Genomic DNA, 25275 nt, shown 5'->3' on the forward strand with positions numbered 1-25275 from the left:
GCCGCGGCGCGGGATCTGGTCCCAGTGTGCGCCGGAGCCGGCGACTCCCGCCCGGTCCGGGTGCCCCGGCCGCTACGGCGCGAGGACGACGGGCAGGTCGGCGAGGCCGCGGATGACGAACTCCGGCCGGCGCCGGGCCGGGCGGCCGAGCTCCAGGCGGGAGGTGCGCTCCAGCAGCGCGCCGAAGGAGGCCTGCAGCTCGACGCGGGCCAGCGGCGCCCCGATGCAGAAGTGGACGCCGGCGCCGAAGGAGATGTGCGGGTTGTCGGTGCGGCCGACGTCGAGGGTGTCGGGGTCGCCGAACACCGCGGGGTCGCGGTTGGCGCTGCCGAGCAGGGCGGCGACCTTCTGCCCGCGGGCGACGGTCACCCCGCCGACCCCGACGTCCTCGGTGGCGGTGCGCTCGAAGAGCTGCAGCGGCGAGTCGAAGCGCATCAGCTCCTCGATCGCCGTCGGCAGCAGGCCGGGGTCCTCGCGCAGCCGGGCCAGCTGGCCGGGGTGCTCCAGCAGGGCCAGCAGGCCGTTGCCCGACACGTTCACCGTGGCCTCGTGGCCGGCGTTGAGCAGCAGGATGCAGGTGGTGACCAGCTCGTCCTCGGTCAGCCGGTCGTCGTCGGTGTCGCGCACCGACACCAGGTGGGAGAGCAGGTCCTCGCCGGGGGAGCGGCGGCGCGCGGCGGCCAGCTCGCGCAGGTAGGCGACGAACTCGGCGGCGGCCCGTTCGGCGGCGTCCTCCACGGCCGTCGTCCGCCCGTACTCGTACATCTTCACGATGGCGTTGGACCACGGCCGCAGCAGCGGCCGGTCGGCGTGCGGCACGCCGAGCAGCTCGGCGATCACCGCGACCGGCAGCTCCTCGGCCATGCCCGACAGGACGTCGACGGGCTCGCTGCCGGCCGACCGCTCGACCAGCCCGTCGACCAGCTCGCGGGCCAGCTCCTGCACCCACGGCCGCAGCCGCTCCACGTGCCCGCGCGCGAACGCGGTGCTGATCAGCCGGCGCAGCCGGGTGTGGTCGGGCGGCTCCATCTCCAGGATCGCGTTGCGGTGGATGAGGTTGAACGCCTCGAACCGCTCCCCGGGCTCCCGGTCGCGCCAGATGCGGCCCAGCCGCCGGTCGCGCAGGACGGCGTTGGACTCGGCGTGGGTGAAGGCCAGCCACAGCCCCAGGCCCTCGTGCCACTGCACCGGCGCCTGCGCCCGGGCCGCGGCGAAGGCCGGGTAGGGGTCGGCGACGACGGAGGGGTCGGCGAGGTCGAGGGGGGTCACGACCGGAGCCTAAGGACCAGCGGCGGCCGCATAGCCTTGTCCCCATGGCCCGCTCCGCGACCCGCCGCAAGCCCAGCTCCGCGCCCGCCGCCGAGGGTGGCGTCAACCCGAAGGCGCCGTGCCCCTGCGGTTCCGGCCGCCGGTACAAGCACTGCCACGGTTCCGGCTACGCCCCGCCGGTGTCCCGCCCGTTCGAGGGCCTGCCCGGCGAGCCGGACTGGGTGGCGCTGCGCGAGCTGGTGCCCTCGGCGACGGCGCCGCTGAAGACCGCCGACGGCCGCGACGTCACGCTGGCCAGCGTGCTGCCCGGCGGTGCGCCGGCGCTGGTGCGCGCGAACGGGGAGATCCTGCTGGGCGTCCAGCTGCCGACGTCGTCCGACGACGTCAGCCGCGACCTGGGGACCGCGCTCGCCGCCGCGCTCGAGGCACCGAAGGGCGCGCCGGTGGACCCGGGCCCGGTGGGCGCCGCCGGCTCGGCCGGGCCGCGGCTGCAGGAGCTGCTCGACCTCACCGCACCGCTGGAGGTCACGGTGCACGAGGACTTCGGCTTCTGGCTGGAGGGCTCCGACCCCTCGCCGGCCGCGCAGGCCGGGCTGGAGCAGGCCAACCAGGCGGTGCTGCCCACGGTGCGGCTGCCCGGCCTCGGCGCGGCCTACTGGGTGCGGCCCAGCGGCGAGCGGGCGCACCTGCGCTGGGTGCGCCCGGAGCCGGAGGAGCAGCTGCTCGACGCGCTGGCCCGGCTGTCGGCCTCCGAGCAGATCCTGCTGGGGGAGGGCACCCGCTACGCCGGGGCGTTCCGCGCGCACGGCCTCGTCGTCCCCGTCTGGGACCTCCCGGCCGACGCCCTCGCCGACGACTGGACCGATCCGGCGACCGACTTCCAGGCCCGGCTCGAGCAGGCCCTGACGGTGACCGACCCGCTGACCGCCGACGAGCGCCGCGCCCGCGCCGGGCTGCTCTCGCGGCAGATCACCCTGCGCTGAGCCCGGGCTGCCCCGCCGCTCAGCGGCGGGGCAGCGCCCGGCCGTCGGGCAGGGTGCGCCCGGCGAGCAGCGCCACGAGCTCGCCGCTGCCGGCCCGCACCTCGGCGCCCTCGCCGGAGCTCCAGCCGGTGTCGGTCGCGGTGAGCCGGACGCCGGTGGGGTCGACGCCGAACCAGGCGCCGCCCGAGGCGGCCAGCTGGTCGAGGACGGCGGCCAGGGCCTCCCCCGGCGCGACCGGGGGCTGGCCCAGCGCCACGGTGACGTCGAGGGAGTGGACGACGGCGTGGTGTACCGCGCCCGCCGCGCCGCCGCCCGGGGGCTGCCAGGCGTGCAGCTGCGGAGAGCGGAGCGCGGCCAGGTGGTCGGCCGGCGGCCGGACGGCGTCGCGCGCGGCCACGGTGTCCGACAGGACGCCGAAGTCCCCGCCGGCCGCGGCCATCTCCGCGCCGAACCGCTCGGGCGTCAGCCGCACCGGCATCGACACGTGCGCGACCACGTGCCGGACCCGCCACCCGGCGCACAGCGACGGGGCGTCCCAGGTCGTGTCCGGCGCGGAGGCCAGCAGGTCGGCCAGGCCGTGGTAGGTGGGGGCCACCCAGGGCTGCGGATCGGTCACGGTCGTTCCTCCCGGATCAGGCGGGCGAGGTGGTGCTCGAGCTCGTCGAGGGACGTGACGAAGCCGGCGCGGGCCTCCGGTGTGCGCATCGCCTCGGGCACGCGCCGCTGGTGGATGACGACCTCGGTGCCGTCGGCGCCGAGGTCGGTGAGGGTGCCGGTGGTGTGCACCCCGCTGGCCGTCTCGACCCAGGCGAGGCGTTCGGGCGGGACGACCTGGGTGAAGGTGGCGACCATCCGGTGGCTGCCGGCGTCCCCGACCATCAGGGTCTCGAACCGGCCACCGGGGCGGAGCTCGACGACGATGCCGTCGAGCGGGGTGGTCACGCCGCTGGGGCCCCAGAACCGCGCGAGCTCCGCGGGCTCGGTCAGGCACCGCCACACCAGCTCGCGCGGCGCGCGGAACACGCGCCGGTAGGTGAGCTCGTCGGCGGCGGTCACGGCCGGCCGTCCTGCAGGCGGGTCAGGTGCGTCTCCAGGCGGTCCATCCGCTCGGCCCAGGTGCGTCGGCTCTCCTCGATCCACGACACGGCCGCCTCCAGAGCCTGCGGCTCGAGCCGCACGGGGCGGGTCTGCCGGTGCCGGCCGCGGCTGACCAGGCCGCACCGCTCGAGCACCCCGATGTGCTGCGACACGGCCTGGACGGTCATCGGGTACGGGGCGGCGAGCTCGGAGACCGTGGCCTCCCCCTGGCTCAGGCGGGCCACGATGCCGCGGCGGGTGCGGTCGGCGAGCGCGGCGAACATCGCGTCGAGCTGCTCGTCGTCCACGGCCGCCGGCATGTCGGTATTCAAGCACATGCTTTCCCAAGGCGCCACTTGAACTCAGGCGCGCGCGAGGTGCTTCCGGCGTCGGGGCGGGTGCTCTACGTTGCCGCGCCGTGGCACAGCAGCAGGAGCTCTCCCCGCGCGCGCAGCGACGCCTGGAGGCGCGACTCCGCGAGTCACTCCCGCCGTACGAGGGGCCCGAGGCGGTGTCGCCGCCACTGCGCTGGGTGCGGCGCTTCACGCCGCTGGGCATCGGCCGCCGGCGGGTGGTCCTGCGCATGGCCGGCGGCCGGCTGCAGCTCGTGCGGACGCCGCTGTTCCGTGCCGAGCGCGTGGTCGCCGAGGGCTGGCCGGGTGAGTTCCACAGCGCCGCCTCCTCGCGCAGTGGGCGGGGCCTGCACCTGTGGCACGGCGACCGGCTGTACCGGCTGACCGGCCGGTCGAGCGCCAGCCACGACGGCGGCGGCGACACGGGCACCTGGAACCTGGGCGACGACCCGGTCAGCGCGGTGATCGGCCTGATCCTGCTGCCGTTCCTCGTCGTCTACGGGCTGTGGCTGCTGCTGGGCCTGTGGTCCTCGACGCTGGACTCGGAGCGGGAGAACGCGACGCGGACGCTGCGCTGGCTCGCCCCGCTGCTGGGTGCGCCGCCCCCGGGCCGCACGTTCCGCCGGCCCCTCCCGGGTGGCTGGCTGACCCTCGGCCGGCTGGTCGTGCGGCTCGCCGTCCTCGGGGCGCTCGTCGCCGTCCCGGTGGTCCTGCTCGGGTCCTGAGCCGGTCGGCTCCGCCAGTGCCCACCCCCGCCGGGCACTGACGGAGCGCAGCGGAGCGCTCGCGCCTCAGGCCTCGCGGCGGCGGCCCAGGACCTGCAGCCCGGCGCCCAGGCCCAGCGCGGCCACCCCGCCGAACAGGTAGGGCTCGGGGTCCACGCCGGTGTAGGCGAGCTGGCCGCCCCCGCCGGTCGGACCGCCGCCGGCGACCGGGACGACGGCCGGCTGCGGCTGCTGCTGCGGGTGGACGACGGGGTGCGCCGGCTGCGGGTGCTGCGGCTGCTCGGGCCGGGGCTGCTCCGGCGCCGGGCCTGGGATCAGCGCGCACAGCTGCTCGACCAGGCCGACCAGCGGCGCCGCGTCCACGCCCAGGGCCGCGCCGCCCTGCTCGATCAGGCCGATGAGCGAGTCGCAGCCCTCCTCGAGGCTCGTCGGCAGCGCTGCCAGAAGCTGCTCCAGCAGGTCCTGGATCGCCGCGGTGGGGTCGGCCTCGGCCGCCTCGCAGAGCTGGTCGAACCCGGTGGCCAGCTGGGGGTTCAGCGCGCCCAGCCCGTCGCGGAGCTGGTCGCAGAGGCCGGCGACCGGGTTGGGGGCGGGCCCGTCGTCCTCGGGGGCCGCCGCCGGTCCGGCAGGCGGCTGGTCGGCACCGGTGCCGCCGCCGGTCCCGGTGCCGCCGTCGGTGCCGGTCCCGCCACCGGTCCCGGGGATCGCGCCGGCGCCGGGGATCGCGCCGGAGAGCTCGGCGAGGGGCCCGGGGAGCGCCGGCTGCGAACCGGTGGGCGGCTGTGCCGGGGTCGTCCCCGGCTCGGTGGACCCGCTCGGGGCCAGCTCGGTCAACGGGCGGGTGAGCTCCTCCAGCGCGCCGCCCAGGGGGCCGGGCAGCGACGGGTCCGCGGCGGCCGTGCCCGGCGCGACGACGAGGAGGGCGAGCGCTGCGGCGGGTGCGAGCAGCAGACGGGACTTGCGGGACACGGTTCCCCCGAGGAGTCGGCACCGGTTGGCGCGCTGTCCTACGAGCGGCAGAGGCGGAGGTCACGCGCCGGTTCGCCATTACTGCGCGCCGCCACGCACCGTGACGGAGCGGTCCGGGTCAGGTGATCGGATCCCGCGCCACCGGGCAGGACATGCACCGCGGTCCGCCGCGTCCGCTGCCCAGCTCCGCCCCTGCTATCCGGACCACCTCGACCCCCGCCGCCTCCAGCGCGGCGTTGGTGACGGTGTTCCGCTCGTAGGCCACGGCCAGCCGCGGCGCCAGCGCCAGGGTGTTGTTGCCGTCGTCCCACTGCTCCCGCTCGGCGGTGACCGGGTCGAGCCCCGTGTCGATGACCCGCAGCCGGTCGATGCCCATCGCGCGGGCGGCGGCGGTCAGGAACGGCTCCGGCCCGCGGACGGCGAGGTCGGTGGTGTCGGCGTCGATGCCCCCGGCCTCACCCCGCCCCGGCTCGTCGGCGGTGACGGTCCAGGCCACCAGCGTGTCGGCCACCGCGGGGTACATGACCATCGTGTCGGCGTCGACCATCGTGGCGATCGTGTCCAGGTGCATCGTCGCCCGCTGCTGCGTGATCGGGACGGCCAGCACCGTGTGCGCCAGCCCGCGGGCGAACACCCGGCGGGCCAGCCGCTCGGCCCCACCCGCCGTCGTCCGCTCGCCGACGCCGACGGCGACCACCCCGGGTGCCAGCAGCAGGACGTCGCCGCCCTCGAGGTGCTCCAGCGACGGGTCGTAGAGCCGGTCGACGCCGGCGAAGCGCGGGTGGTGGGCGTACAGCGCGCCGGTGATCGTCGTCTCCCGCCGCCGGGCCGGCATGGCCAGCGAGGTGACCGCCACCTGACCGCCGACCCACACCGACGAGTCCCGCGTGAACAGCAGGTTCGGCAGCGGCGGGACGACGAACCCGCCCCGCCCCATCAGCTCCCAGCCCAGGCCGCGCGCGCCGGGCAGCTCGTCGTGCGCGAGCCCGGCGATCAGCGTCGCCGCCAGCTCGGTGGCCGGCAGGTCCGACAGGTGCGCGGCCGCGGTGCGGCGCAGCGTCGCCCCCAGCCGCGGGTCGTCGACGGCCGCGTCGACCAGCTCCGCCCGCGCCGCGGGCAGGTCGAGCACCTCGGCCAGCAGCCGGTCGACGTACAGCACCTCCACGCCGCGCGCGGTCAGCTCGGCGGCGAAGGCGTCGTGCTCCTCCTGCGCCCGCGCCAGCCAGGGGACGCCGTCGAACAGCAGCTCGTCGTTGTTGCGCGGGGTCAGCCGGCGCAGCTCGGCGCCGGGCCGGTGCAGCAGGACGGTGCGCAGCGGGCCGACCTCGCTGGTCACGCCCAGGCCCCGCCGCAGGGGCCCACCGCGGGTCTGCGAGGGGTCGGGGGCGGTCGGGTCCTCCATCACCTCCCGAGGCTGTCACCGGCGCGCCGCGGGCGCTCGGTAGCGTCGTCCGGCCGGGGGACACCGAGGTCCCCCCGGGGATGCGGAGGTACGGCGTGGACCTGTTCGACCTGACCGGGAAGGTCGCCGTCGTCACCGGCGGCACCCGCGGCATCGGGATGATGATGGCCCGCGGGCTGCTGCAGGCCGGCGCCTCGGTCTTCATCAGCTCGCGCAAGGCCGACGCCGGCGAGGCGGCGGCCGCCGAGCTGGCGCAGTTCGGGCAGGTGGAGTCCATCCCGGCCGACGTGTCCACCGAGGCCGAGTGCCGGCGGCTGGCCGAGGAGGTCGGCCGGCGCACCGACCGGCTGCACGTGCTGGTCAACAACGCCGGCGCCACCTGGGGAGCGCCCTACGAGGAGTTCCCCGCCTCCGCGTGGGACAAGGTGCTCGACCTGAACCTCAAGGCGCCGTTCTTCCTCACCCGCGCGTTCACGCCGCTGCTCGAGGCCGCGGCCACCCCCGACGACCCGGCGCGGGTGGTCAACGTCGGCAGCATCGACGGCCTGCACGTGCCCGCGCTGCCCACCTACTCGTACTCGGCGAGCAAGGCCGGCGTCCACCAGCTGACCCGGGTGCTGGCCAAGGAGCTCGGCCCGCGCGGGATCACGGTCAACGCCGTGGCCCCGGGGCCGTTCGAGTCGAAGATGATGGCCGCCACGCTGGCCGCGCACGGCGACGAGATCGCCGCCTCCGCCCCGCTCAAGCGCATCGGCCGGCCCGACGACATGGCCGGCGTCGTCGTCTACCTCTCCAGCCGGGCCGGCGCGTACGTGACCGGCGCCGTCATCCCCGTGGACGGCGGCCGGGCCACCACGCTCTAGGCCGACTCGGCGGCCGGGCGGCGACGGCGGGCCGGGCGCCGGGCCGCCGACTCCGGCACCCGCGCCAGGTGCGCCTCGGCGAGCGCGACCTGGTGCGGGGAGCCGACGGCCTGACCCTGCCGCCGGGCGGCCTGCCACCACTCGCGGGCGGCGACGGTGTCGCCCTGGTGCTCGGCGACGCGGCCCAGCAGCTCGTCGTAGGCGCCGAGGCTGAACGACGGCGTCCCGAGCACCGCCTGCCGGCCGCGGAACGGCAGCAGCTGCACGACGGCGACCTCGACCTCCGGCTCGTCGCCGAGCAGCAGCGCCGTCTCGGCCTCCAGCAGCACCGCGACGTCGCTGGCCCAGTCGCGCACCTGCGTCCGGCCCCAGCGGCGGCGCAGCCGGCGCGCCTCGGTCAGGTCCCCGGACTCCGCCGCGGCCAGCACGGCCATCAGCTGCAGCAGCGGGTTGCCCTCGTCGCCGGTCTCGACCAGCAGGTCGATCGCCTCGGGCAGCCGGGCGTCACCCCGGCGCAGCGTGAACTGGTGGGCGGCGAAGGCGTGCCGCGCGTGCGGGGTGACCCGCCGGTACAGCTCGTACGCCTCGGTGGTCAGCTCCTCGGCGCGGACGGCGTCGCCGCGCAGCCACGCCGCGCCGGCCTGCTGCCACAGCACGTGCGGACGGACCTCCGGGCCCGACAGCGAGATCGACAGCCGGCGGGCGGCGTCCAGGTCGTCCTCGAAGCCGCGCCGGTCGGCCAGGTGCAGCCGGATCGCGGCCCGGTGCAGGCGGGCGAAGAACTCCGTGCGCCGGGGCAGCCCGCGCCCGGCGAGCGCGAGCGCCTCGTCGGTGGCCGCCAGCCGCTGCTCCGCCGCCCCCGGCCGGCCCCACACCGCCAGGGAGAAGTTGTTCAGCGCCCGCCCGAGCAGCTCCGGGTCGCCCACCCCGCGGGCCAGCTCGACGGCCTGCTCGGCGTAGCGCGGGCCGCGCTGCAGGTCCTCGCTGAACGCCAGTTCGACGCCGAGGGTGCCCAGCAGCCGGGCGGCCAGCCGGTCGCGGTCGGCGTCGGAGGCCGTGCCGTCCCCCAGCCCACCCAACTCGTCGCGGTGCTCGAGCAGGTCCTCCAGCAGCGCGACCATCTCGTGGTCGACGACGCCGTGCGGCCGCCAGTTCCACAGCGTGGGCGAGCCCCACACCGACGCCGCCTCCAGCAGGCACCGCCGGTCGCCCAGCTCGCGGGCGACGGCGATCGCCTCGGCCACCACCTCGCGGGCCTCGGTCCGCTCGCCGCTGCGCAGCAGGTCGTCGCCGAGGGCGGTGAGCAGGTCGTGCCGGGTGCGCGCCGCGTCGGGCTCGGCCGGGTCGATGAGGCCCAGCGCGCGCCGGGTGTGCGCCGCCGCCTCGCCGTGGGCCAGCCGGGCGCGGGCCGCCTCGGCCGCCGCCGTCGACCAGCGGCGCGCCGGCCCGGGCCCGGCCACCGGCACGGCCTCGACGAAGTGGTGCGCCAGCCGCTCCAGCAGCGTGTCCTCGCGGGCGCCGCCGGCCAGCCGCTGCTCCAGCGCGGCGCCGAGCCGGGCGTGCAGCCGCGCCCGGCGCAGCACGCCGAGGTCGCCGGCGAGCACCTCCTGCACCAGGGCGTGGGCGAAGCGCCAGCTCCACGCGCTCTCGCCCTGCACGACCAGGCCCAGCGCCATCGCGGAGTCCAGCGCGTCCAGCGCCTCGTCGGCGGGGGTGCCCGCCGCCTCCAGCAGGTCCAGGGTCACCTCCCGGCCGGCGAGGGCGGCGAGCTCCAGGACGCCACGGGTGCCCTGCGGCAGGCGCTCGAGCCGCGTCCGCAGCACCGCGCCGACCGAGGGCGGCACCGGCACCCGGTCGAGGTCCTGGGCGCCGGCCATCCAGCGGGTCAGCTCGACGACGAAGAACGGGTTGCCGGCGGTGCGGTCGTGCACCGTCTCGGCCAGCGCGGCGTCCCCGGCCGACCCCAGCTGCGCCGCCAGCAGCGCCGCCACCTCGTCGGTGTCCAGCCCCTCGAGCCGCAGCCGGCTGGCCACCGGCTCGCGGCCCAGGCGGGCCAGGCAGTCGGCGACCGGCGCGGGCAGCTCCTCGCCGACGTCGCGGACGGTGACCAGCACCAGCAGCGCCAGCCGCGGCAGGTGCCGGGCCACCAGCGACAGCAGCTGCACCGACGTGGTGTCGGCGCCCTGCAGGTCGTCGAGGACGACGAGCAGCGGCTGCCGGGACGCGGCGGCCGACAGGCGGGTGCGCAGGTCCTCGAACAGCCGGAACCGGGCGGCGTCGGGGTCCTCCTCGGCCATCGGGGCCAGCCGCTCCTGCCCCAGCGCCTCGAGCACCTGGGTCCACGGCCACAGCGCGGGGGCGCCGGCGTCGTCGGCGCACCGGCTCCAGGCGACGGCCCAGCCGGCCGACCGGGCCACCTCGGCGGCCGCCTCGGCCAGCCGGGTCTTGCCGATCCCGGCCTCGCCGCCCACGACGACGACGGCGGGCCGCCCGCCGGCGGCCAGGTCCAGCGCGACCCGCAGCTGCGCCAGCTCGATGGCGCGCCCGACCAGCGACTCCGCGCCGGGCAGCGGCAGCGGCGCGGCGGCCGCGGGGGACGGGACGACGGCGAGCTGGGGTCGCGGCACCCGCTCGGTGAGCCTGGGGTCCTGCCGCAGCACCGCCTGCTCGAGGTCGCGCAGCTCCGGGCCGGGGTCGATGCCCAGCTCCTCGCGCAGCAGCTCGGCGCAGCGGCGCAGCGCGTCGAGGGCGTCGGCCTGCCGGTCGGCGGCGTACAGGGCGGTGACCAGGCGCGCCCACAGCCGCTCGCGCAGCGGGTGCTCGGCGACCAGGCGCTGCAGGTCGGGCACCGCCGCCTCGGGCCGGCCCGACGCGAGCAGCGCGTCGCAGCGGCGCTCGCGGGCGCGCACGTACAGCTCGGTCAGCCGCAGCCGGTCGGTGGCGGCCGAGGGCTGGTCGCCGAGCTCGGCCAGCGGCTCGCCCCGCCACAGCTCGAGCGCCTGGTCGAGCAGCGTCCCCCCGCGGACGGCGTCCCCGGCCTCGACGGCGCGGTCGCCCTCCTCGACCAGGTGCGCGAAGCGCAGGCTGTCCAGCTCGTCGGCGCCGACCTGGATCAGGTAGCCCGGCGCGCGGGTGAGCAGCACCTCGGGGGGCTTGCGCGGCCCGCGGTTGGGCTCGAGCACGCGGCGCAGGTGCGACACGTAGGCCTGCAGCGTGCCGGTGACGGTCGGCGGCGGCTCGTCGCCCCAGAGCGTGGCGATGATCCGGTCGAGGCCGACGGCCCGGCCGGGCTCGGAGAGCAGCAGGGTGAGGAGCGCGCGGGGCTTGGCGCCGCCGACGTCCAGCGGCCGACCGTCGGGAGCCGTGACCTCGAGCGGTCCGAGGACGCGGTAGTGCACGACGCGGGATACTCGCAGGCGCGCGCCCGGATCGGGAGGCTTCCGCGCGCGGGAGGCCCAAGTCGCGTCCAAGTCGGGGTCAAGTCCGGGCCAAGTGCCGGTCAAGGCGGGCCCGCGAGGGTCTGCGCCGGCCCCAGTTCCCGACGCCCCCGAGGACCCCTCCCATGAGTCTGACCCAGGACCCCCAGTCCCTGCTCGACGAGACCGCGCTCGCCACCCTGGCCCCGGCGCTCCCCGCCGCCGACGTCGACGGGCTGCGCGCCCGCGTGCACGGCCCCGTCTACGCCGCCGGGGACGACGGGCTGGCCGCCGAGGTCGCCGCGTGGAACGTCGCCGTCCAGCACACGCCGGCCCTCGCCGTCGGCGCGACCTGCGCCGCGGACGTCGTCGCGGCGGTGCGGTTCGCCGTCGCCCACGACCTGCCGGTCGCCGTCCAGGCCACCGGTCACGGCCCCGTGCGCAACGCCGCCGGCGCGGTGATGATCACGACCCGCCGCATGCAGGGCGTCGTCGTCGACCCGCAGCGCCGCACCGCCCGCGTGCAGGCCGGCGTCCGCTGGTCGACCGTGCTGGAGGCCGCCGCCGAGCACGGGCTGACCGGCCTGTGCGGGTCGTCGTCGGACGTCGGCGTCGTCGGCTACACCCTCGGCGGCGGGCACGGCTCGCTCGGCCGGCGGTTCGGCTTCGCCGCTGACCACGTGCAGGCCGTCGAGATCGTCACCGCCGACGGGGCGCTGCGCCGCGTCGACGCGACCACCGAGCCGGAGCTCTTCTGGGCGGTCCGCGGCGGCAAGGGCGCCTTCGGCGTCGTCACCGCCATCGAGATCGGGCTGGTACCGGTGCGCTCGGTCGTCGGCGGCGGCATCTTCTTCGCCGCCGAGGACGCCGCCGCCGTCCTGCACGCCTACCGGGAGTGGGCGCCGACCCTGCCCGAGACCGTGGCCAGCTCGGTCGCCGTGCTGCGGCTGCCCCCGCTGCCCGACCTCCCGCCGCCGCTGCAGGGCCAGACGGTGGTGCACCTGCGCTACGCCTACTCCGGCGACGACCCGGCCGAGGGCGAGCGCCTGGTCGAGCCGATGAAGGCGGCCGGCCGGATCGTCCTGGGCGCGATCACCCCGCTGCTCACCACCGAGATGGACGCCGTCCACATGGACCCGCGCGACCCGATGCCCGGCTGGGAGAAGGGCATGCTGCTCGCCGAGCTCACCGAGGAGACGGTCGACGCCTTCCTCGCCGCCGCCGGGCCCGACGTGCCCGTGCCGCTGGTGATGGCCGAGATCCGCCAGCTCGGTGGGGCGCTGTCGCGGCCGGCCGCCGTCCCGAACGCCGTCGCGGGGCGGTCCGGCGCGTGGTCGGTGCTGGTGCTCGGCCCGATGGTGCCGGAGCTCGCCGAGGTGCTGCCGCAGGTGGGCCGGGGCGTTCTCGAGGCGCTGCGGCCGTGGGCCGCGCCGGGCTGCATGGTCAACTTCCTGGGCGACGTCTCCGGGCCCGAGGAGGTCCTCGCGGCCTACGACCCGGCCGACGCCGAGCGGCTGCTCGCGGTCAAGCGGGCGGTCGACCCGGACGACGTGTTCTCCCACGGCCACGCGCTCCGTGCCCGCGCCCGCTGACGAAGGACCCCCTCCTCCCCACCCCTCGCACGCTCGGGGCGGGCCCCGGGAGGGGGCCGACCGGCGGGTGCCGAGAGGCGGCCGGGAAGCAGGTCCTAGTCGGGCAGCAGGACGCCGGGGTTGCAGATGCCCGTGGGGTCCAGCCGCTGCTTGACCGCCCGCAGCACCTCCACGCCGAGCGGCCCGACCTCGCGCTCCAGCCAGGGGCGGTGGTCGGCGCCGACGGCGTGGTGGTGGGTCAGCGTGCCCCCGGCGGCCAGCAGCGCGTCGGTGGCCGCGCGCTTGGCGGCCAGCCACTGCTGGATCGGCAGGTCGTCGTCCCGGTCGGCGAGCACCGTGACGTACAGCGAGGCGCCGGTCGGGTAGCCGTGCGACACGTGGCTCATGACCAGCGGACGGCGCCCGCCCCGGGTCAGCGACCGGCCCAGGGCCCGCCGCACCGAGTCGTACACCGTGGGCAGCGCGGCCCAGGTCGCCGCCGTCTCGAGGGTCTCGACCAGCAGCCCCGAGTCCATCAGCCGGTCGCGCAGGTAGGGCGCCTCGAACCGGTGCTTCCGCCACGACTCGCCGACCTGCCGGCCGACCCGGATGGCGCCGCCCTCGCGCAGCACCGACGCCGCCGCCCTCCGGCGGGCGCGCACCAGCGAGGGCAGCCCCTCCCACCCGACCACGAGCAGGCAGCCCTCGCCGTGCCGGCGGGCCCGCAGCGTGGTGCGGAGCGCGCGGGCGCCGGTCCCGGAGGCCATGAGCAGGTTGGCCCGCGTCTCGTCGGGGTCGGAGAGCCGGACGACGTCGGGCAGCAGGTCGTGGCGCGCCAGCCGCTGGAGCCCCGCGAGACCCGCCGCCCAGCTGCGGAACGACCAGCCCTCGTACCGCGTGGCCCGCGGCTTCGGGCGCACCCGCAGCCGCAGCTCGGTGATCACCCCCAGCGCCCCCTCGGAGCCGAGCGCCAGGCCGAGCAGGTCGGGGCCGGCGGCGCTGGCCGGCGGGTGCCCCAGCTCCAGCACGCCGGTCGGCGTGGCCAGGGTCAGCCCGGCCACGAGGTCGTCGAACCGGCCGACGCCCGTCGAGGCTTGCCCGGCGGAGCGGGTCGCGGCGTAACCGCCGAGGGTGGCGAACTCCCAGCTCTGCGGCAGGTGGCCGAGCGTCAGGCCCTGCGGCGCGAGCGCCTCCTCCAGCGCCGGCCCGCGCATGCCGGGACCGACGGTCACCAGCGAGGAGGGGACGTCGACCTCGGCGATCGAGGCCATCCGGCGCAGGTCGAGCGCGACCGCGGGGCGGTCGTCGGGGTCCATCCCGGACAGGCCGCCGACCACGCTGGTGCCGCCCCCGAACGGGACGACGACCACGCCGTGCTCCGCGCACGCCGCCAGCACCGCCGCGGTCTCGGCGGTGTCGCCGGGGGTGAGGACGGCGTCGGGCGCGTCGGAGGCGTCGCCCTCGCGCCGGCGCAGCAGGTCCAGGTAGCTCTTCCCGCCCGTGCGGCGCAGCCGCGACTCCCGGTCGGTGGCCACGTTCTCCTCGCCGAGCAGCGCGACCAGCGCCGCGCGCGCGGCCTCGGGCAGCCGGCTGGGCGCGAGCCGGATGTCGGCCACCCGGACCCCCGGCGTCGGCCGCGGCGTCCAGCTCAGCTCGCGGGCGAGGTGCCGGCGGGCCGCGCGGGGCAGGTCCGGGTCGCGGGCGAGCTCGAGCGAGCCCTCCGCCGCCTCTCCGGGGCCGGCCTCGACGGTGGCGACGCGGGAGCCCCCCGGGCCCCATCCCTGGATCGTCAGTTCCGGCTGCTCGGGCACGGCTACAGTCTGCCGGTGCCCCGGAACGCCCTCGTCCCCGGCGCGCTGACCGCCGCCCGGCGCGCCGCTGACCTGCAGGTCCTCGCCGGCGGAGCGGTCGACGTGGTCGTCGTCGGCGGCGGCGTGACCGGCGCCGGGGTGGCCCTGGACGCCGCCGCGCGGGGCCTGTCGGTGGCCCTGCTGGAGCGGGCCGACCTCGCCTCCGGCACCAGCCGCTGGTCGTCCAAGCTGGTCCACGGGGGCCTGCGCTACCTCGCGCACGGCGAGATCGGCCTGGCCCGGGAGTCGGCCCGCGAGCGCGCCGTCCTCATGGGCGCGACCGCCCCGCACCTGGTCCGGCCGCTGCCGTTCCTGGTGCCCGACGTCGCCGGACGGGACGTCACGGCCCTGGCCGGGGCCGGTGGCCGCCTGGGCGACGCGGTGCGCGTGTCCGTGCCGGGCGGGCGGCGGTCGCTGCCGTCCACCGCCCGGGTCGGCCCGGCGGAGGTGGCGCGCGCGACGCCGGCGGTGCGCGCCGGTCGCGGCGGCGTCGTCTTCTGGGACGGGCAGCTGGCCGACGACGCCCGGCTCGTCGTCGGCCTGGCCCGGACGGCGGCCGCGCTCGGCGCGCGGGTGGTGACCGGTGCGGCGGTGACCGGGGTGTCCGGCCGGACCGTGCACGTGACGCCGGACGACGGGGCGCCGTTCGAGCTGCGCGCCGGTGTCGTGGTCAACGCGGCAGGGGTGTGGGCGCAGCGGCTGGCGCCCGGCGTCCGCCTGGTGCCCTCGCGGGGGTCGCACCTGGTCGTGCGCGCGGAGCGGCTGGGCTCGCCGTCCGCGGCGCTGACGGTGCCGCTGCCCGGGTCGCGCTCCCGCTACGTCTTCGCGCTGCCGCAGCCGGACGGGCTGGTGTACCTCGGCCTGACCGACGAGCCGGTGGCCGGGCCGGTACCGGACGACGACCCGGAACCCTCCGACGCCGAGGTGGCGCAGCTGCTGGAGACGGTCAACCGCGTGCTCGCCGAGCCGCTGACCCGTGACGACGTCGTCGGCTCCTACGCCGGGCTGCGGCCGCTGGTCCTGCCGGCCTCGGCGGGCGCCGGGCCGGGCGACGCGACCGCCGACCTCTCCCGCAAGCACCTCCTCTCGTGGGAGGGGGACGTGCTCACGGTCGTCGGCGGGAAGCTGACCACCTACCGGGCGATGGCCGAGGAGACGGTGGACGCGGTCGCCGGGCGGCTGGGGCGCGGCGCCCGTCGGTCGGTCACGGCGCGACTGCCGCTGCTGGGGGCCGCGCCCCGGCCGGCGCTGGTCCGGGTCGAGGCCCCGGCCCGGCTGGTCGCGCGGTACGGCACGGAGGCGCCGGCGGTCGCGGCGCTGGGGGCCGAGCCGGTGGTGGAGGGCCGCCCGGAGACGGTGGGGGAGCTGCGCTTCGCCGTCCGCGCGGAGGGGGCGCGCACCGTCGCCGACCTGCTGGACCGGCGTACCCGCATCGGCCTGGTGCCCGCCGACCGGGCGCGCGCGGTCGCCGCCGCCGAGGCCGTCCTCGCCGAGTGACCGCGGCCACGATCAGGTGTCCTGATCATGGCGCCTCCTCCCTCACCGCACACCGTGAGGGAGGACGCGCTGTGGCGAGGGAGGACGGCGGCGTCTCATCGTGTGGGAAGGCTGTTCCGTTCTGTGGGATGCCGGGTCCATGATCGGCGGCATGGACACCTACACGCACGGGCACGCCGAGCCGGTCCTGCAGTCGCACCGGTGGCGCACCGCGGAGAACTCCGCCGGCTACCTGCTCCCGCACCTGCGACCCGGCTTCGACCTGCTCGACGTGGGGTGCGGGCCCGGCACGATCACCGTCGACCTGGCCCGGCGGGTGGCGCCCGGGCGCGTCGTCGGCCTGGATGTCTCCGCCGACCCGCTGGACGAGGCCCGCGAGCTGGCCGCGCGGGAGGGCGTCGCCGTCACCTTCGCCGTCGGTGACGCCTACGCGCTCGAGGCGGCCGACGCGTCCTACGACGTCGTCCACGCCCACCAGGTGCTCCAGCACCTGACCGACCCGGTCGCGGCGCTGCGCGAGCTGGCGCGGGTCTGCCGGCCGGGCGGGATCGTCGCGGTCCGGGACGTCGACTACTCCGCCACGACGTGGTTCCCGCTGGACGAGGGGCTCGACCGCTGGCTGGACCTGTACCGGCGCGTGGCCCGGGCCAACGACGCCGAGCCCGACGCCGGTCGCCGGCTGCTGTCGTGGGCGCACGCGGCGGGGCTGCGCGACGTCGTCGCCACGACGTCGTCCTGGTGCTACGCGACCCCCGCCGAGCGCGAGTGGTGGGGCACCTCGTGGGCCGGCCGGGCCACGGCGTCGGCCTTCGCCGAGCAGGCGGTGGCCTACCGGCTGGCCACCCGCGAGGAGCTGCAGGAGGTCGCCGCGGCGTGGCGGCGCTGGGCCGCGGCCGACGACGGCTGGCTGGGCATGCTGCACGGGGAGCTGCTCATCCGCGTCTGATCCCGCGAGATCTGCACACTCGTCACCACCAGGCGCTCATGGCGACGAGTGTGCAGATCTCGTCGAGGGGGATCAGCTCCCCTGGCGGGCGGCGTTGGCCTGGACGGCGGTGCTCACCCACTGCGCGAGGCCGGGGGCGACCGCCTCGTAGGTGGCGGTGAACCGCTCGTCCTCGACGTACATCCGGCCCAGGCCGGCGTGCATCTCCGGCGGGCAGTCGTAGAAGTTGCGCGCGATCTGCTGCCGGTGCTCCTCGGCGAGGTCCATCGCCGGCGGCGAGTCGGGCGCGACGCCGCCGCGCAGCGCGTCGGCCATCCGCCCCATCAGGTCCTCGCCCTCGGCCTTGATCCGCAGCCAGTCCCCCTTGGTGTAGCCGCGGCTGCGCTCCCGCGACTGCCGGTAGGCGTCGGTCTCGCCCCAGCGCTCCTGCACCTCGGCCTCGTACTGCGCCGGGTCGTGCTCGCCGAAGACCTCGAACCGCTCCTCGGGGGTCAGGGAGATCCCCATCTGCCGTGCCTCCATCTCCTTCTCGACGGCCGCGAGGAGCTGCCGGTCGGCCTCGAGCCGGTCCAGGAGCAGCCGGTGCTGCCGGCGCAGGTGCTCCAGGGGGTCGGCGTCGGGGTCGTCCAGCAGGGTCGCGACCTCCTCGAGGCCGAACCCGAGCTCGCGGTAGACCAGCACCTGGTGGAGCCGGTCGAGGTCGGCCGCCGAGTACCGCCGGTACCCGGCCGCGCTGCGCCCGGACGGCGACAGCAGCCCGATCCGGTCGTAGTGGTGCAGCGTGCGCACCGTGACCCCGGTCAGGGCCGCGACCTCTCCCACGTTCACGGGTCCTCCTCTCTGTGACGCGCCCAGTGCACGGCCTGACGTCGCGTCAGGGTCAAGCGGGATCGGCGGGGAGGTCGGCCGCCAGCAGCTTGGCGAGCAGCCCGGAGAGCTGGCGCCGCTCGCCGTCGGTCAGGCGGGCGAGGCGTTCGGCGGGGAAGCCGAAGGCCTGCCGCACCTCGCGGTGCACGCGGCGGCCCGCCGGGGTGATCGAGACCCGCTTGACCCGCCGGTCGGCCGGGTCGGGTGCGCGGGTCACCCACCCGCGGGCCTCGGCCCGCGCCACGAGCTGGGTCACGTTCGAGGCGTCGCAGAGCAGGTCCGCGGCGAGCTCGCCCATGGCCCGGCCGCCGCCGGTCAGGCTGTCGAGGAGGCAGGCCTGGGCCGCGCTCAGCCCGGCCTGCTGGGCCGCGCGGTCGTATGCCGCGTCGTAGGCGTACACGAGGTCCCACAGCTGCTGGTCCAGCGCACCCGCTCCCTCGGTCATCCCCCGAGATTAGTTGACCCACTCAGGTAATGGTGCTTGCATCGGCCAGGTACTTCAGTGACTCAAGTATCTGGAGGAGAGCCATGACCCGTGTCCTCGTCACCGGTGTCCGCGGCAAGACCGGCGTCCCCCTGGCGGAGCTGCTCGCCGCCCGGGGCGCCGAGGTGCTCGGCGGCAGCAGCGACCCGGCGGCGGTCGACCTCGACGGCGTGCGGCCGACCGGCTTCTCGTGGGACCGCCCGGCCGGCTGGCCGGCGGCGACCGAGGGCGTGGACGCCGTGTACCTCGTCCGCCCGGACCGGGCGGACGCGCCGGAGCTGGTGGCCGCGCTCCTGGAGGTCCTGCCGAGCGCGGCGCGCGTGGTGCTGCTGTCCGAGCAGGACGCGGACTCCACAGGGCCGGACGGCTGGGCGCCCCGGGTCGAGCGCGCGGTGCGCGGCGGCCGGCACGCCTGGACCGTCCTGCGGCCGAGCTGGTTCATGCAGGTCCTCACCGACCCGCGCTTCGGCCTGGACCGGGCCGTGGCCGGCGGGGAGCTGCCGTTCGCGAGCGGCGGCGCGCGCATCGCCTGGATCGACGCACGTGACATCGCCGCGGTGGCCGGGCGGGCGCTGCTCGACGACGGGCATGCCGGCGCCGTGTACGAGCTGACCGGGCCCGAGGCGCTGTCGCTGCCGCGCACCGCGGAGCTGCTGTCCCGTGCCGTGGGCGGCCCGGTGGCGCACCGCGAGCTCGCGTCCGCCGAGGCCGTGGCCGGGGCCGAGGGCTTCGACCGGGAGCTCCTCGCGGTGACGTACGAGCGTGTGCGCGACGGCAGCTTCGCGACCGTGACCGACGCCGTCGAGCGGGTGACCGGGCGGCCGCCCCGGACGCTGGCCGGCTTCCTCGCCGACGCCGGGCCGCGACTCCGCCGCGCCGGTCAGGCCGTGCCGAGCGCCTGAGGAACGGCGGCGTCGACGGTCGGGGCCACGCCCGCCGTCCCGGGCAGCGACACGTTGTCGAAGCCCGACAACCGCGGGTGCCACGCCCGCATCGCGCCCCGGTGCGGCTCGGCGCGGGCGAAGGCGCGCACGGCGTCGTCGTCGTCCCACCACGAGACGGTGGTGAACGTCTTCGCCAGCGGCTGGGCGCGCAGCTGCAGCGACCGGGCGCCGGGTGAGCGCGCCACCTGGCGGCGGATCGCCAGCGACGTGCGCAGGAAGGCCGGCACGTCGCGGAACCGGCGCAGCCGGAGCCGGGTGACGAGGACGACGCCGTCGCTGAGGGTGTCCCGGTCGGCGGTCCACGGCAGGTCGGGGATGAGCGGCACGACGTCCTCCTCCATCGACTTAACAGGTGTAAAGCGAGCGTAGACCCGCTCCTTAACAGCTGTAAAGTCACCTGCGTGACGAGGACGGCGGGGCAGCTGCGCGGCGAGCTGGTGCGGGCGGCGGCCGCCCTGCTGGAGCGGACCGGCGCGGTCGAGGCGGTCACCCTGCGCGCGGTGGCGCGGGAGGCGGGCGTCAGCGCACCGGCCGTGTACGGGCACTTCGCCGACCTGGAGGCGCTGCTCGACGCGGTCGTCGACGAGGGCTTCGACCGGCTCCGCGCCGCGATCGCCGAGGCCGTGGCCCCGCTGGACGACGCGGGGGAGCGGCTGGTGGCCGGCTGCCGGGCGTACGTGGAGGCGGGACTGGCCGCGCCCGCCCGCTACCGGGCGATGTTCGGTCCCCGCCGGGTGCGCGGCACGGAGGCGTTCGGCCTGCTCGTGGACGCCGTCCGTGCCTGCGTGGCCGCCGGGCGCTCGGACAGCACCGACCCGGCCGCCGACGCCGCCCTGCTCTGGACGGCGCTGCACGGCCTGGTGACCCTGCGCGCCGCCGGACCCGACCCCGCCTGGCCCGACCTCGACGCGCAGGTGCAGACGCTGGCCGCGCGCCTGGCGCGGGTCAGGAGCAGGAGCGGCGGGAGCGCTTGACCGCGTACATCGCCTCGTCGGCGCGCCGGAGCAGCGACTCGGCGGTGTCCGTGGGTCGGGAGAGTGCGGTGCCGCAGCTGGCCCGCACCCCGGCGTCCCCGGCGGCCAGGGCGGTCCCCATGCGCGCGACCAGGTCCTCGGCGTCCCGTGCGGTGCCGATGCCCGAGCACACGACGACGAACTCGTCGCCCCCGATGCGGCCGACGGTGTCCCCCGGGCGCACCACCGAGCGCAGCGCCCGGGCGGTGTGCAGCAGCGCCGCGTCCCCGGCGGCGTGGCCGGCGGAGTCGTTGATGGCCTTGAACCCGTCGAGGTCGCAGTAGACGACCACGGCCGGGCGGTGCTCGCGGCGCTGGGTGCGCAGGGCCTGCCCCAGGCGGTCGAGGACCAGGGCCCGGTTCGGCAGGCCGGTCAGCGGGTCGTGCAGCGCCGCGTCGCGCAGCCGCTGCTCCAGCGCCCGCTGCTCGGTGATGTCCCGGATCGTGAGGACGGCGCCCAGGACGCCGCCGTCGACGTCCCGGATCGGCTCTCCGGTGGCGAGGGTGATCCGCCGCGGGCCGCCCGGGGGGCCGGCGACGAGCTCGACGTCGCGCACGTGCTCGCCGGCCACCGTGCGCACCAGCGGCGCCCGCGCGGGGTCCAGCGGCGTGACGCCGTCGGCCAGGTAGAGGTCCTCCATCAGCGGTGCGTCGACCAGCTGCTCGCCGTCCCAGCGCTCCCCGGCCCACTGCGCGACGACGCGGTTGGCCCGGGTCGGCCTCCCGTCGGCGTCGGAGGCGATGACACCCACCGACAGGGCGTCGAACAGAGCCCGGTCGAAGGCGTGGGCCTCGTCGGCGGCGCGGGCCAGCGCGACGGCGTCGCGCGCGGCGCGGTGGCGGTCGACCAGCGCGAGCGCGACCTCGGCGAGGTCGGCCAGCCGGTCCTCCTGCTCGGGGGTCAGGACCCGCACGTCCTCGTCCCAGGCGCAGATGGTGCCGATCACGTCGCCGTCTCCGGTGCGCATCGGCGCGCTGGCGAAGAAGCGCAGCCGGGCGAACCGGCCGTCGACGAACGGGTTGTCCGCGTAGTCGGGGTCGGCGCTCAGGTCTGCCCCCCAGAACACGCCGGGGCGGGCCGAGGTCCGGGCGCACAGCGACGCCACGCGCGGCACGCTGCACGGCTCGGCACGGACGGCGAGGAGGGTGACCTGCTGCTCGTCGTCCAGGAGGTTGACCGCGGCGTGCGCGGCGCCGGTCACGGTCGTGGCCAGGCGGAGGACGGCGAGCAGCTCCGCCTGCTCCGGTGCCGGGCCGGCACCGAGCTCGCGCAGGGCCGCGCGCTGCACCTCGGAGCGGGTGGCGGGCGGTCGCAGGGTGGCGGTCACGTCGTCCTCGTCCTCGAACGGCCGGGTGGTCAGGGAGGACAACGGCCACAGGGGACGCTGTCTGGACCCCGCCGTCCCCCGTCCGGGTGACCGCTCAGGCGCTCGCGGGCGCGAGCCCGATCCGGCGCAGGGCCTTCACCCGGTACATGGCGGCGTCGGCACGGGCGAGCAGCGAGGCGGGGGTGTCGCCGGCCTCGCCGAGGGCGACGCCGACGCTCACGCCCACGCGGTGGCTCGTCGCGTCGGCCAGGCACAGCGGCTCGGTGAAGGAGGCGGTGACCCGCTCGGCGACGACGCGGGCGGCGTCCTCGTCCTGGGCCCCCGGGCACAGGAGCACGAACTCGTCCCCGCCGATCCGCGCCACGGTGTCCCCGGGCCGGACGGCGGCGCGCAGCCGGCGCGCGGCCTTGCGCAGGACGATGTCGCCGGTCGCGTGGCCGGCGACGTCGTTGACCGGCTTGAAACCGTCGAGGTCGCAGTAGAGGACGGCGAACCCCTCGCCCGTGCGGCCGGCCGCGACCAGCAGCGCCGCCACCCGGTCGAGCAGCAGCGTGCGGTTGGGCAGCCCGGTCAGCGGGTCGTGCAGGGCCGCGGTCCGGAGCTCCTCCTCCAACGCCCGCCGCTCGGTGACGTCGGCCATGGCCACGACGGCGCCCAGCAGCGCGCCGTCGGGTGCGTGCACGGGCTCGCCGGAGACCTCGACCAGCCGCAGCCGCCCGTCGGGGCCGGCGATGGCCATCGGGACGTCGGCGATCCGGCCCTCGGCCAGCACGCGGAAGAGCGGGACCTCCGACACCTCCAGCGGCCGGCCGCCCGGCGTCACCACGGCGAACCGGGCCGGGACGTCGGGCATCGCGACCGACGGGTCGGCGTCGAGGCCGTGCCAGGCCCGGCTCACCCGGTTGAAGAGGTTGACCCGGCCCGAGGCGTCGGCGGCCACGATGCCGACCGGCAGGGCCTCGAGCAGGGCGGAGGTGAAGGCCGTGGAGGCGGCCAGCTCGGTGTGCGCCACCTCCAGCTCCTGGCGGGCGAGCTCGCTGGCGGTGGCGAGCTCGGCGAGCTCGTCGGCCTGCCGCCGCCGCTCCAGCAGCGCCCCCAGGACGGCGGCCAGGTCGGTCAGCCGGTCGGCCTCGGCGGCGGTGAAGGCGTGCGGCCGCTCGTCGAAGACGCAGAGGCTGCCCACCGTGTGCCCGTCCAGGACGAGCGCCGCGGTGGCGTACGCCCGGACGCGGCCGAGCTGGCCGTCGACCCAGGGGCTCCCGGTGAACCGCGGCAGGGTGGCCACGTCGTCGGCGGTGGCCACGGTGACGCCGCCGGCGAGCAGCCCGGCGCACAGCGAGTCCGCCAGCGGGCTCGTCGTCCCCGGGAAGCCGTGCGGGGCCAGCTGCCGCTGCACGTCGCCGTCGAAGAGGTTGACGGTGGCGCACGACAGCCCGGTCAGGGCGGCGGCCACCCGGACGACGCCGTCGAGGTCGTGCTCGGCCTCGCGGACGGCATCGAGGAGGGCGACCGGCCGTGCCGGCCCGCCTGGCGTGGACGCCACGATCCGCCTCCCTCCCGAGACCTTCGAGTCCGGTCTCGGCGCGGCGCGCCCGCGGCTTGAGGGCCGCGGGCGGCGCCTCATCCGGGAGGGGGGCGTCAGGCGGCCAGCGTGCGCACGGTCTCCACCACCGCCAGGACGGCGAACACGACGAACAGCGCCGCTGCCACCCGCCGGATGAGGGCGACCGGGAGCCGGTCGGCCAGCTTCTTGCCCAGGAACACCGCCAGCCCGGAGACCACCAGGAGGGCGGCCCACGCCCCGAGGAACACCGACAGCGGCTCCTCGTAGCGCGCCGCCAGGCCCGCCGTGGCGAGCTGGGACAGGTCACCCCACTCGGCGGCGAACAGGACGCCGAAGGAGATGGCGGCCGCGCGCAGGAACGAGGTCCCCTCCCGCGTGTCGGCGTCGACGTCGTCGTCCTCGGGACCGCTGCTCGCGCTGCGCCACAGCACCACGGCGCCGACGAGGAACAGCACCGCCACGACGCCGCTCACCAGCGCCTCGGGCAGCAGCGTGAGCAGCGACCCGGCCGTGACCGCGATGGCCACCTGCAGGCCGAACGCCGCGCCCACCCCGACGAACACCGGCAGGGGAGCGAACCGGGTGGCCAGCACCAGGCTGGCGAACAGCGTCTTGTCCGGCAGCTCCACCGGGAGCACCAGCACGAACGCGGCCGCGACGACCGACAGCACCACCACGAGATCCCACTTCCGCCCGGCGCACGGCCGGGCGGGGGTGCGGGCAGCCCTCGACCGGCAGCGCGCAGTCCACTGCCCAGTCGAAGGTCTCGCCCACCCACGCCGTGGCCGGCGCGGGCCCGCTGACCGGGAGCCACCTCGCGGCGGCGCCAGCATGTCGACCAGCGGTCGGGGGGCTACTCCCCTTCTCCTCGGGAGACCCTAGCCGACCGCCGCCCGGGAATCCGCGTGCGCCCGGTCACAGGTCGCCGCTACCGTCCGGGCATGCCGTTCCGTTGACGCCCGTACCGCCCCCGCCCGGCTCCGCTGCCGGCCGCCGCCCGGCCGCTGGCCCGCCTCGCCGTGGGCTGGACCGCCCTGGCCGGGCTCGTGCCGTACTACCCGCTGTACGCGCTGCTGTTCCTCGACACCGGGCTGACCCAGGCCGAGGTCTCGGCGCTGTTCGCGCTCTGGTCGGTGACCGGCTTCCTGGCCGAGGTGCCCGCCGGCGTGCTCGCCGACCGCTGGTCCCGGCGGGGGGCGCTCGTGCTCTCCGGCGGGCTCGAGGCCGCGGCGTTCGCGCTGTGGACGGCGTCGCCCACGCCGGCGTCCTTCGCGGCCGGCTTCGTCTTCTGGGGCGTGGCCGGCGCCCTGGTCTCCGGGACCGCGGAGGCGCTCGTCCACGACGGCCTCGCGGCCCGTGGCGCGGCGGAGGAGTTCCCCCGCGTGCACGGCTGGACGACGGCGGCCGAGCTGCTGGTGCAGGTGCCCACCGCGGGGCTGGCGACGGTGCTGTTCGCCGCCGGCGGGTACGAGCTGGTCGGCTGGGTCAGCGTCGCGATCTGCCTGGCCGCGGCCGCGCTGGCGCTGCGCTTCCCCGCGGCGCCGCCCGCGGACCCCGACGACGGGGAGGACGCCGTCCCGCTGCGCCGGGCGCTGGGCGTGGCCCTGCGCCGGCCGGGACTGCGGCTGGTCGTCGTCGCCGTCGCGGTGCTGGGCGGGCTCGACGCGCTGGAGGAGTACCTGCCGGTGATGGCCGGGGACTGGGGTGTCCCGGCCGCCGCGGTGCCCACCGTGGTGCTCGCGGCGGCGATGGCCGGAGCCCTGGGTGCGGCCCTCGGCGGCCGGGCGGCCCGGCTGCCGGCGACCGCGCTGCTGTGGATGCTGGCCGCGGCGGCGGTGCTCCTGGCCGGCGCGGCGGTGTGGGCCCGGCCGGCGGCGATGGTCGCCGTCGCCGCCGCCTACGGCCTCTACCTGTGCGTGCTCGTGGTGGCCGAGGCACGGCTGCAGGAGCGGATCACCGGCCGCTACCGGGCGACGCTGACCTCGGTCGCCGGGCTCGGCATCGAGCTGACGTCGCTGCTGGTGTTCGCCGCGTGGGCGCTGGGCGGGGCGCTGGCGGTCGCCGTCTTGGTGCTTGCCGCCGTGCCCCTCGTCCCGCGCTCCCCGCGGACCGCACCGCGGCCGGGTGCCGTCCCCGACCTGCGCTGAGCCGCCGG

Annotated in this window: 23 protein-coding genes; 9 read left to right on the top strand and 14 right to left on the bottom strand. The window is 77.4% G+C overall.

Annotation, left to right across the window (positions count from 1 at the left end; all coding sequences use genetic code 11):
* Positions 1-72: 72 nt before the first annotated feature.
* Complete coding sequence (locus ACI8AX_RS11305) at positions 73-1269, bottom strand: cytochrome P450 (RefSeq protein WP_456549906.1); 1197 nt, start codon at positions 1267-1269, stop codon at positions 73-75.
* Positions 1270-1313: 44 nt separating this feature from the next.
* Between ACI8AX_RS11305 and ACI8AX_RS11310 the strand changes: the two genes are divergently transcribed.
* Positions 1314-2252, top strand: a complete 939-nt coding sequence (locus ACI8AX_RS11310; RefSeq protein WP_456549907.1) for a DUF5926 family protein — start codon at positions 1314-1316, stop codon at positions 2250-2252.
* A gap of 19 nt (positions 2253-2271) precedes the next feature.
* Here the strand turns inward: ACI8AX_RS11310 and ACI8AX_RS11315 are convergent, their stop codons facing one another.
* From ACI8AX_RS11315 to ACI8AX_RS11325, 3 genes are read right to left on the bottom strand one after another with little or no spacing between them, the layout of a single operon-like run.
* Positions 2272-2868 carry a maleylpyruvate isomerase family mycothiol-dependent enzyme gene (locus ACI8AX_RS11315; protein WP_456549908.1) on the bottom strand — a complete coding sequence of 199 codons (597 nt, stop codon included), beginning with the start codon at positions 2866-2868 and terminating at the stop codon, positions 2272-2274.
* A complete protein-coding gene (locus ACI8AX_RS11320) occupies positions 2865-3308 on the bottom strand; it encodes an SRPBCC family protein (RefSeq protein ID WP_456549909.1) in 444 nt (147 codons plus the stop codon). Before ACI8AX_RS11320 ends, ACI8AX_RS11315 begins: the two co-directional genes overlap by 4 nt.
* Positions 3305-3649 carry an ArsR/SmtB family transcription factor gene (locus ACI8AX_RS11325; RefSeq protein ID WP_456549910.1) on the bottom strand — a complete coding sequence of 115 codons (345 nt, stop codon included), beginning with the start codon at positions 3647-3649 and terminating at the stop codon, positions 3305-3307. Before ACI8AX_RS11325 ends, ACI8AX_RS11320 begins: the two co-directional genes overlap by 4 nt.
* A gap of 98 nt (positions 3650-3747) precedes the next feature.
* Between ACI8AX_RS11325 and ACI8AX_RS11330 the strand changes: the two genes are divergently transcribed.
* Positions 3748-4407, top strand: coding sequence for a hypothetical protein (locus ACI8AX_RS11330; protein ID WP_456549911.1), 660 nt, complete (start codon positions 3748-3750; stop codon positions 4405-4407).
* 66 nt (positions 4408-4473) lie between these two features.
* Here ACI8AX_RS11330 and ACI8AX_RS11335 read toward each other — a convergent pair whose 3' ends face one another.
* Both ACI8AX_RS11335 and ACI8AX_RS11340 read right to left on the bottom strand, forming a co-directional pair.
* The gene (locus ACI8AX_RS11335; RefSeq protein WP_456549912.1) at positions 4474-5376 is read right to left on the bottom strand and encodes a hypothetical protein; all 903 of its coding nucleotides are present in this window, start codon (positions 5374-5376) and stop codon (positions 4474-4476) included.
* A 118-nt stretch (positions 5377-5494) separates the two neighbouring features.
* The gene (locus ACI8AX_RS11340) at positions 5495-6778 is read right to left on the bottom strand and encodes an arginine deiminase (protein WP_456550004.1); all 1284 of its coding nucleotides are present in this window, start codon (positions 6776-6778) and stop codon (positions 5495-5497) included.
* A gap of 95 nt (positions 6779-6873) precedes the next feature.
* Here ACI8AX_RS11340 and ACI8AX_RS11345 point away from each other — a divergent pair, with 95 nt between their 5' ends.
* Positions 6874-7641 carry an SDR family oxidoreductase gene (locus ACI8AX_RS11345; RefSeq protein ID WP_456549913.1) on the top strand — a complete coding sequence of 256 codons (768 nt, stop codon included), beginning with the start codon at positions 6874-6876 and terminating at the stop codon, positions 7639-7641.
* Here ACI8AX_RS11345 and ACI8AX_RS11350 read toward each other — a convergent pair.
* Positions 7638-11039, bottom strand: coding sequence for a BTAD domain-containing putative transcriptional regulator (locus ACI8AX_RS11350; RefSeq protein WP_456549914.1), 3402 nt, complete (start codon positions 11037-11039; stop codon positions 7638-7640). The genes ACI8AX_RS11345 and ACI8AX_RS11350 overlap by 4 nt on opposite strands.
* Positions 11040-11203: 164 nt before the next feature.
* Between ACI8AX_RS11350 and ACI8AX_RS11355 the strand changes: the two genes are divergently transcribed.
* Complete coding sequence (locus ACI8AX_RS11355; protein WP_456549915.1) at positions 11204-12649, top strand: FAD-binding oxidoreductase; 1446 nt, start codon at positions 11204-11206, stop codon at positions 12647-12649.
* A gap of 95 nt (positions 12650-12744) precedes the next feature.
* On the opposite strand, the gene ACI8AX_RS11360 is transcribed toward ACI8AX_RS11355, so the two are convergent.
* On the bottom strand, positions 12745-14439 hold the full coding sequence (locus ACI8AX_RS11360; protein ID WP_456549916.1) for an FAD-binding oxidoreductase: 1695 nt from the start codon (positions 14437-14439) through the stop codon (positions 12745-12747).
* Positions 14440-14454: 15 nt separating this feature from the next.
* Here ACI8AX_RS11360 and ACI8AX_RS11365 point away from each other — a divergent pair, with 15 nt between their 5' ends.
* Together ACI8AX_RS11365 and ACI8AX_RS11370 are read left to right on the top strand one after the other, a co-directional pair.
* Complete coding sequence (locus ACI8AX_RS11365; RefSeq protein ID WP_456549917.1) at positions 14455-15975, top strand: glycerol-3-phosphate dehydrogenase/oxidase; 1521 nt, start codon at positions 14455-14457, stop codon at positions 15973-15975.
* 151 nt (positions 15976-16126) lie between these two features.
* Positions 16127-16921: a methyltransferase domain-containing protein gene (locus ACI8AX_RS11370; protein WP_456549918.1), complete on the top strand. Its 795-nt coding sequence runs from the start codon at positions 16127-16129 to the stop codon at positions 16919-16921.
* 72 nt (positions 16922-16993) lie between these two features.
* Here ACI8AX_RS11370 and ACI8AX_RS11375 read toward each other — a convergent pair whose 3' ends face one another.
* On the bottom strand, positions 16994-17749 hold the full coding sequence (locus ACI8AX_RS11375) for a MerR family transcriptional regulator (RefSeq protein WP_456549919.1): 756 nt from the start codon (positions 17747-17749) through the stop codon (positions 16994-16996).
* A 52-nt stretch (positions 17750-17801) separates the two neighbouring features.
* A complete protein-coding gene (locus ACI8AX_RS11380) occupies positions 17802-18233 on the bottom strand; it encodes a MarR family winged helix-turn-helix transcriptional regulator (RefSeq protein ID WP_456549920.1) in 432 nt (143 codons plus the stop codon).
* Between the two features lie 83 nt (positions 18234-18316).
* Between ACI8AX_RS11380 and ACI8AX_RS11385 the strand changes: the two genes are divergently transcribed.
* On the top strand, positions 18317-19174 hold the full coding sequence (locus tag ACI8AX_RS11385; protein WP_456549921.1) for a nucleoside-diphosphate sugar epimerase: 858 nt from the start codon (positions 18317-18319) through the stop codon (positions 19172-19174).
* Here ACI8AX_RS11385 and ACI8AX_RS11390 read toward each other — a convergent pair.
* Entirely contained in the window at positions 19153-19542 is a 390-nt protein-coding gene (locus ACI8AX_RS11390; protein WP_456549922.1) for an antibiotic biosynthesis monooxygenase family protein, read from the bottom strand. The two genes, ACI8AX_RS11385 and ACI8AX_RS11390, sit on opposite strands and share 22 nt — an antisense overlap.
* A gap of 75 nt (positions 19543-19617) precedes the next feature.
* On the opposite strand from ACI8AX_RS11390, the gene ACI8AX_RS11395 reads away from it, so the two are divergent.
* Positions 19618-20190, top strand: coding sequence for a TetR/AcrR family transcriptional regulator (locus ACI8AX_RS11395; RefSeq protein ID WP_456549923.1), 573 nt, complete (start codon positions 19618-19620; stop codon positions 20188-20190).
* Here the strand turns inward: ACI8AX_RS11395 and ACI8AX_RS11400 are convergent.
* The 3 genes from ACI8AX_RS11400 to ACI8AX_RS11410 all read right to left on the bottom strand — a co-directional run bounded on the left by ACI8AX_RS11400 (position 20162) and on the right by ACI8AX_RS11410 (position 23794).
* Positions 20162-21598: a diguanylate cyclase domain-containing protein gene (locus ACI8AX_RS11400; protein ID WP_456549924.1), complete on the bottom strand. Its 1437-nt coding sequence runs from the start codon at positions 21596-21598 to the stop codon at positions 20162-20164. The two genes, ACI8AX_RS11395 and ACI8AX_RS11400, sit on opposite strands and share 29 nt — an antisense overlap.
* Positions 21599-21650: 52 nt before the next feature.
* On the bottom strand, positions 21651-23099 hold the full coding sequence (locus ACI8AX_RS11405; protein WP_456549925.1) for a diguanylate cyclase domain-containing protein: 1449 nt from the start codon (positions 23097-23099) through the stop codon (positions 21651-21653).
* Positions 23100-23194: 95 nt separating this feature from the next.
* The gene (locus ACI8AX_RS11410) at positions 23195-23794 is read right to left on the bottom strand and encodes a TMEM165/GDT1 family protein (protein ID WP_456549926.1); all 600 of its coding nucleotides are present in this window, start codon (positions 23792-23794) and stop codon (positions 23195-23197) included.
* Between the two features lie 345 nt (positions 23795-24139).
* On the opposite strand from ACI8AX_RS11410, the gene ACI8AX_RS11415 reads away from it, so the two are divergent.
* Positions 24140-25267, top strand: coding sequence for an MFS transporter (locus ACI8AX_RS11415; protein ID WP_456549927.1), 1128 nt, complete (start codon positions 24140-24142; stop codon positions 25265-25267).
* The last annotated feature ends 8 nt before the right edge of the window (positions 25268-25275 follow it).

It is taken from the genome of Blastococcus sp. SYSU D00813 (assembly GCF_054050735.1).

Bases quoted from the DNA above. Each gene is read 5' to 3' on its own strand.
- ACI8AX_RS11340 (WP_456550004.1), bottom strand. From the start codon at position 6,778: ATGGAGGACCCGACCGCCCCCGACCCCTCGCAGACCCGCGGTGGGCCC.
- ACI8AX_RS11310 (WP_456549907.1), top strand. From the start codon at position 1,314: ATGGCCCGCTCCGCGACCCGCCGCAAGCCCAGCTCCGCGCCCGCCGCC.
- ACI8AX_RS11355 (WP_456549915.1), top strand. From the start codon at position 11,204: ATGAGTCTGACCCAGGACCCCCAGTCCCTGCTCGACGAGACCGCGCTC.
- ACI8AX_RS11380 (WP_456549920.1), bottom strand. From the start codon at position 18,233: ATGACCGAGGGAGCGGGTGCGCTGGACCAGCAGCTGTGGGACCTCGTG.
- ACI8AX_RS11385 (WP_456549921.1), top strand. From the start codon at position 18,317: ATGACCCGTGTCCTCGTCACCGGTGTCCGCGGCAAGACCGGCGTCCCC.
- ACI8AX_RS11370 (WP_456549918.1), top strand. From the start codon at position 16,127: ATGGACACCTACACGCACGGGCACGCCGAGCCGGTCCTGCAGTCGCAC.
- ACI8AX_RS11325 (WP_456549910.1), bottom strand. From the start codon at position 3,649: ATGCCGGCGGCCGTGGACGACGAGCAGCTCGACGCGATGTTCGCCGCG.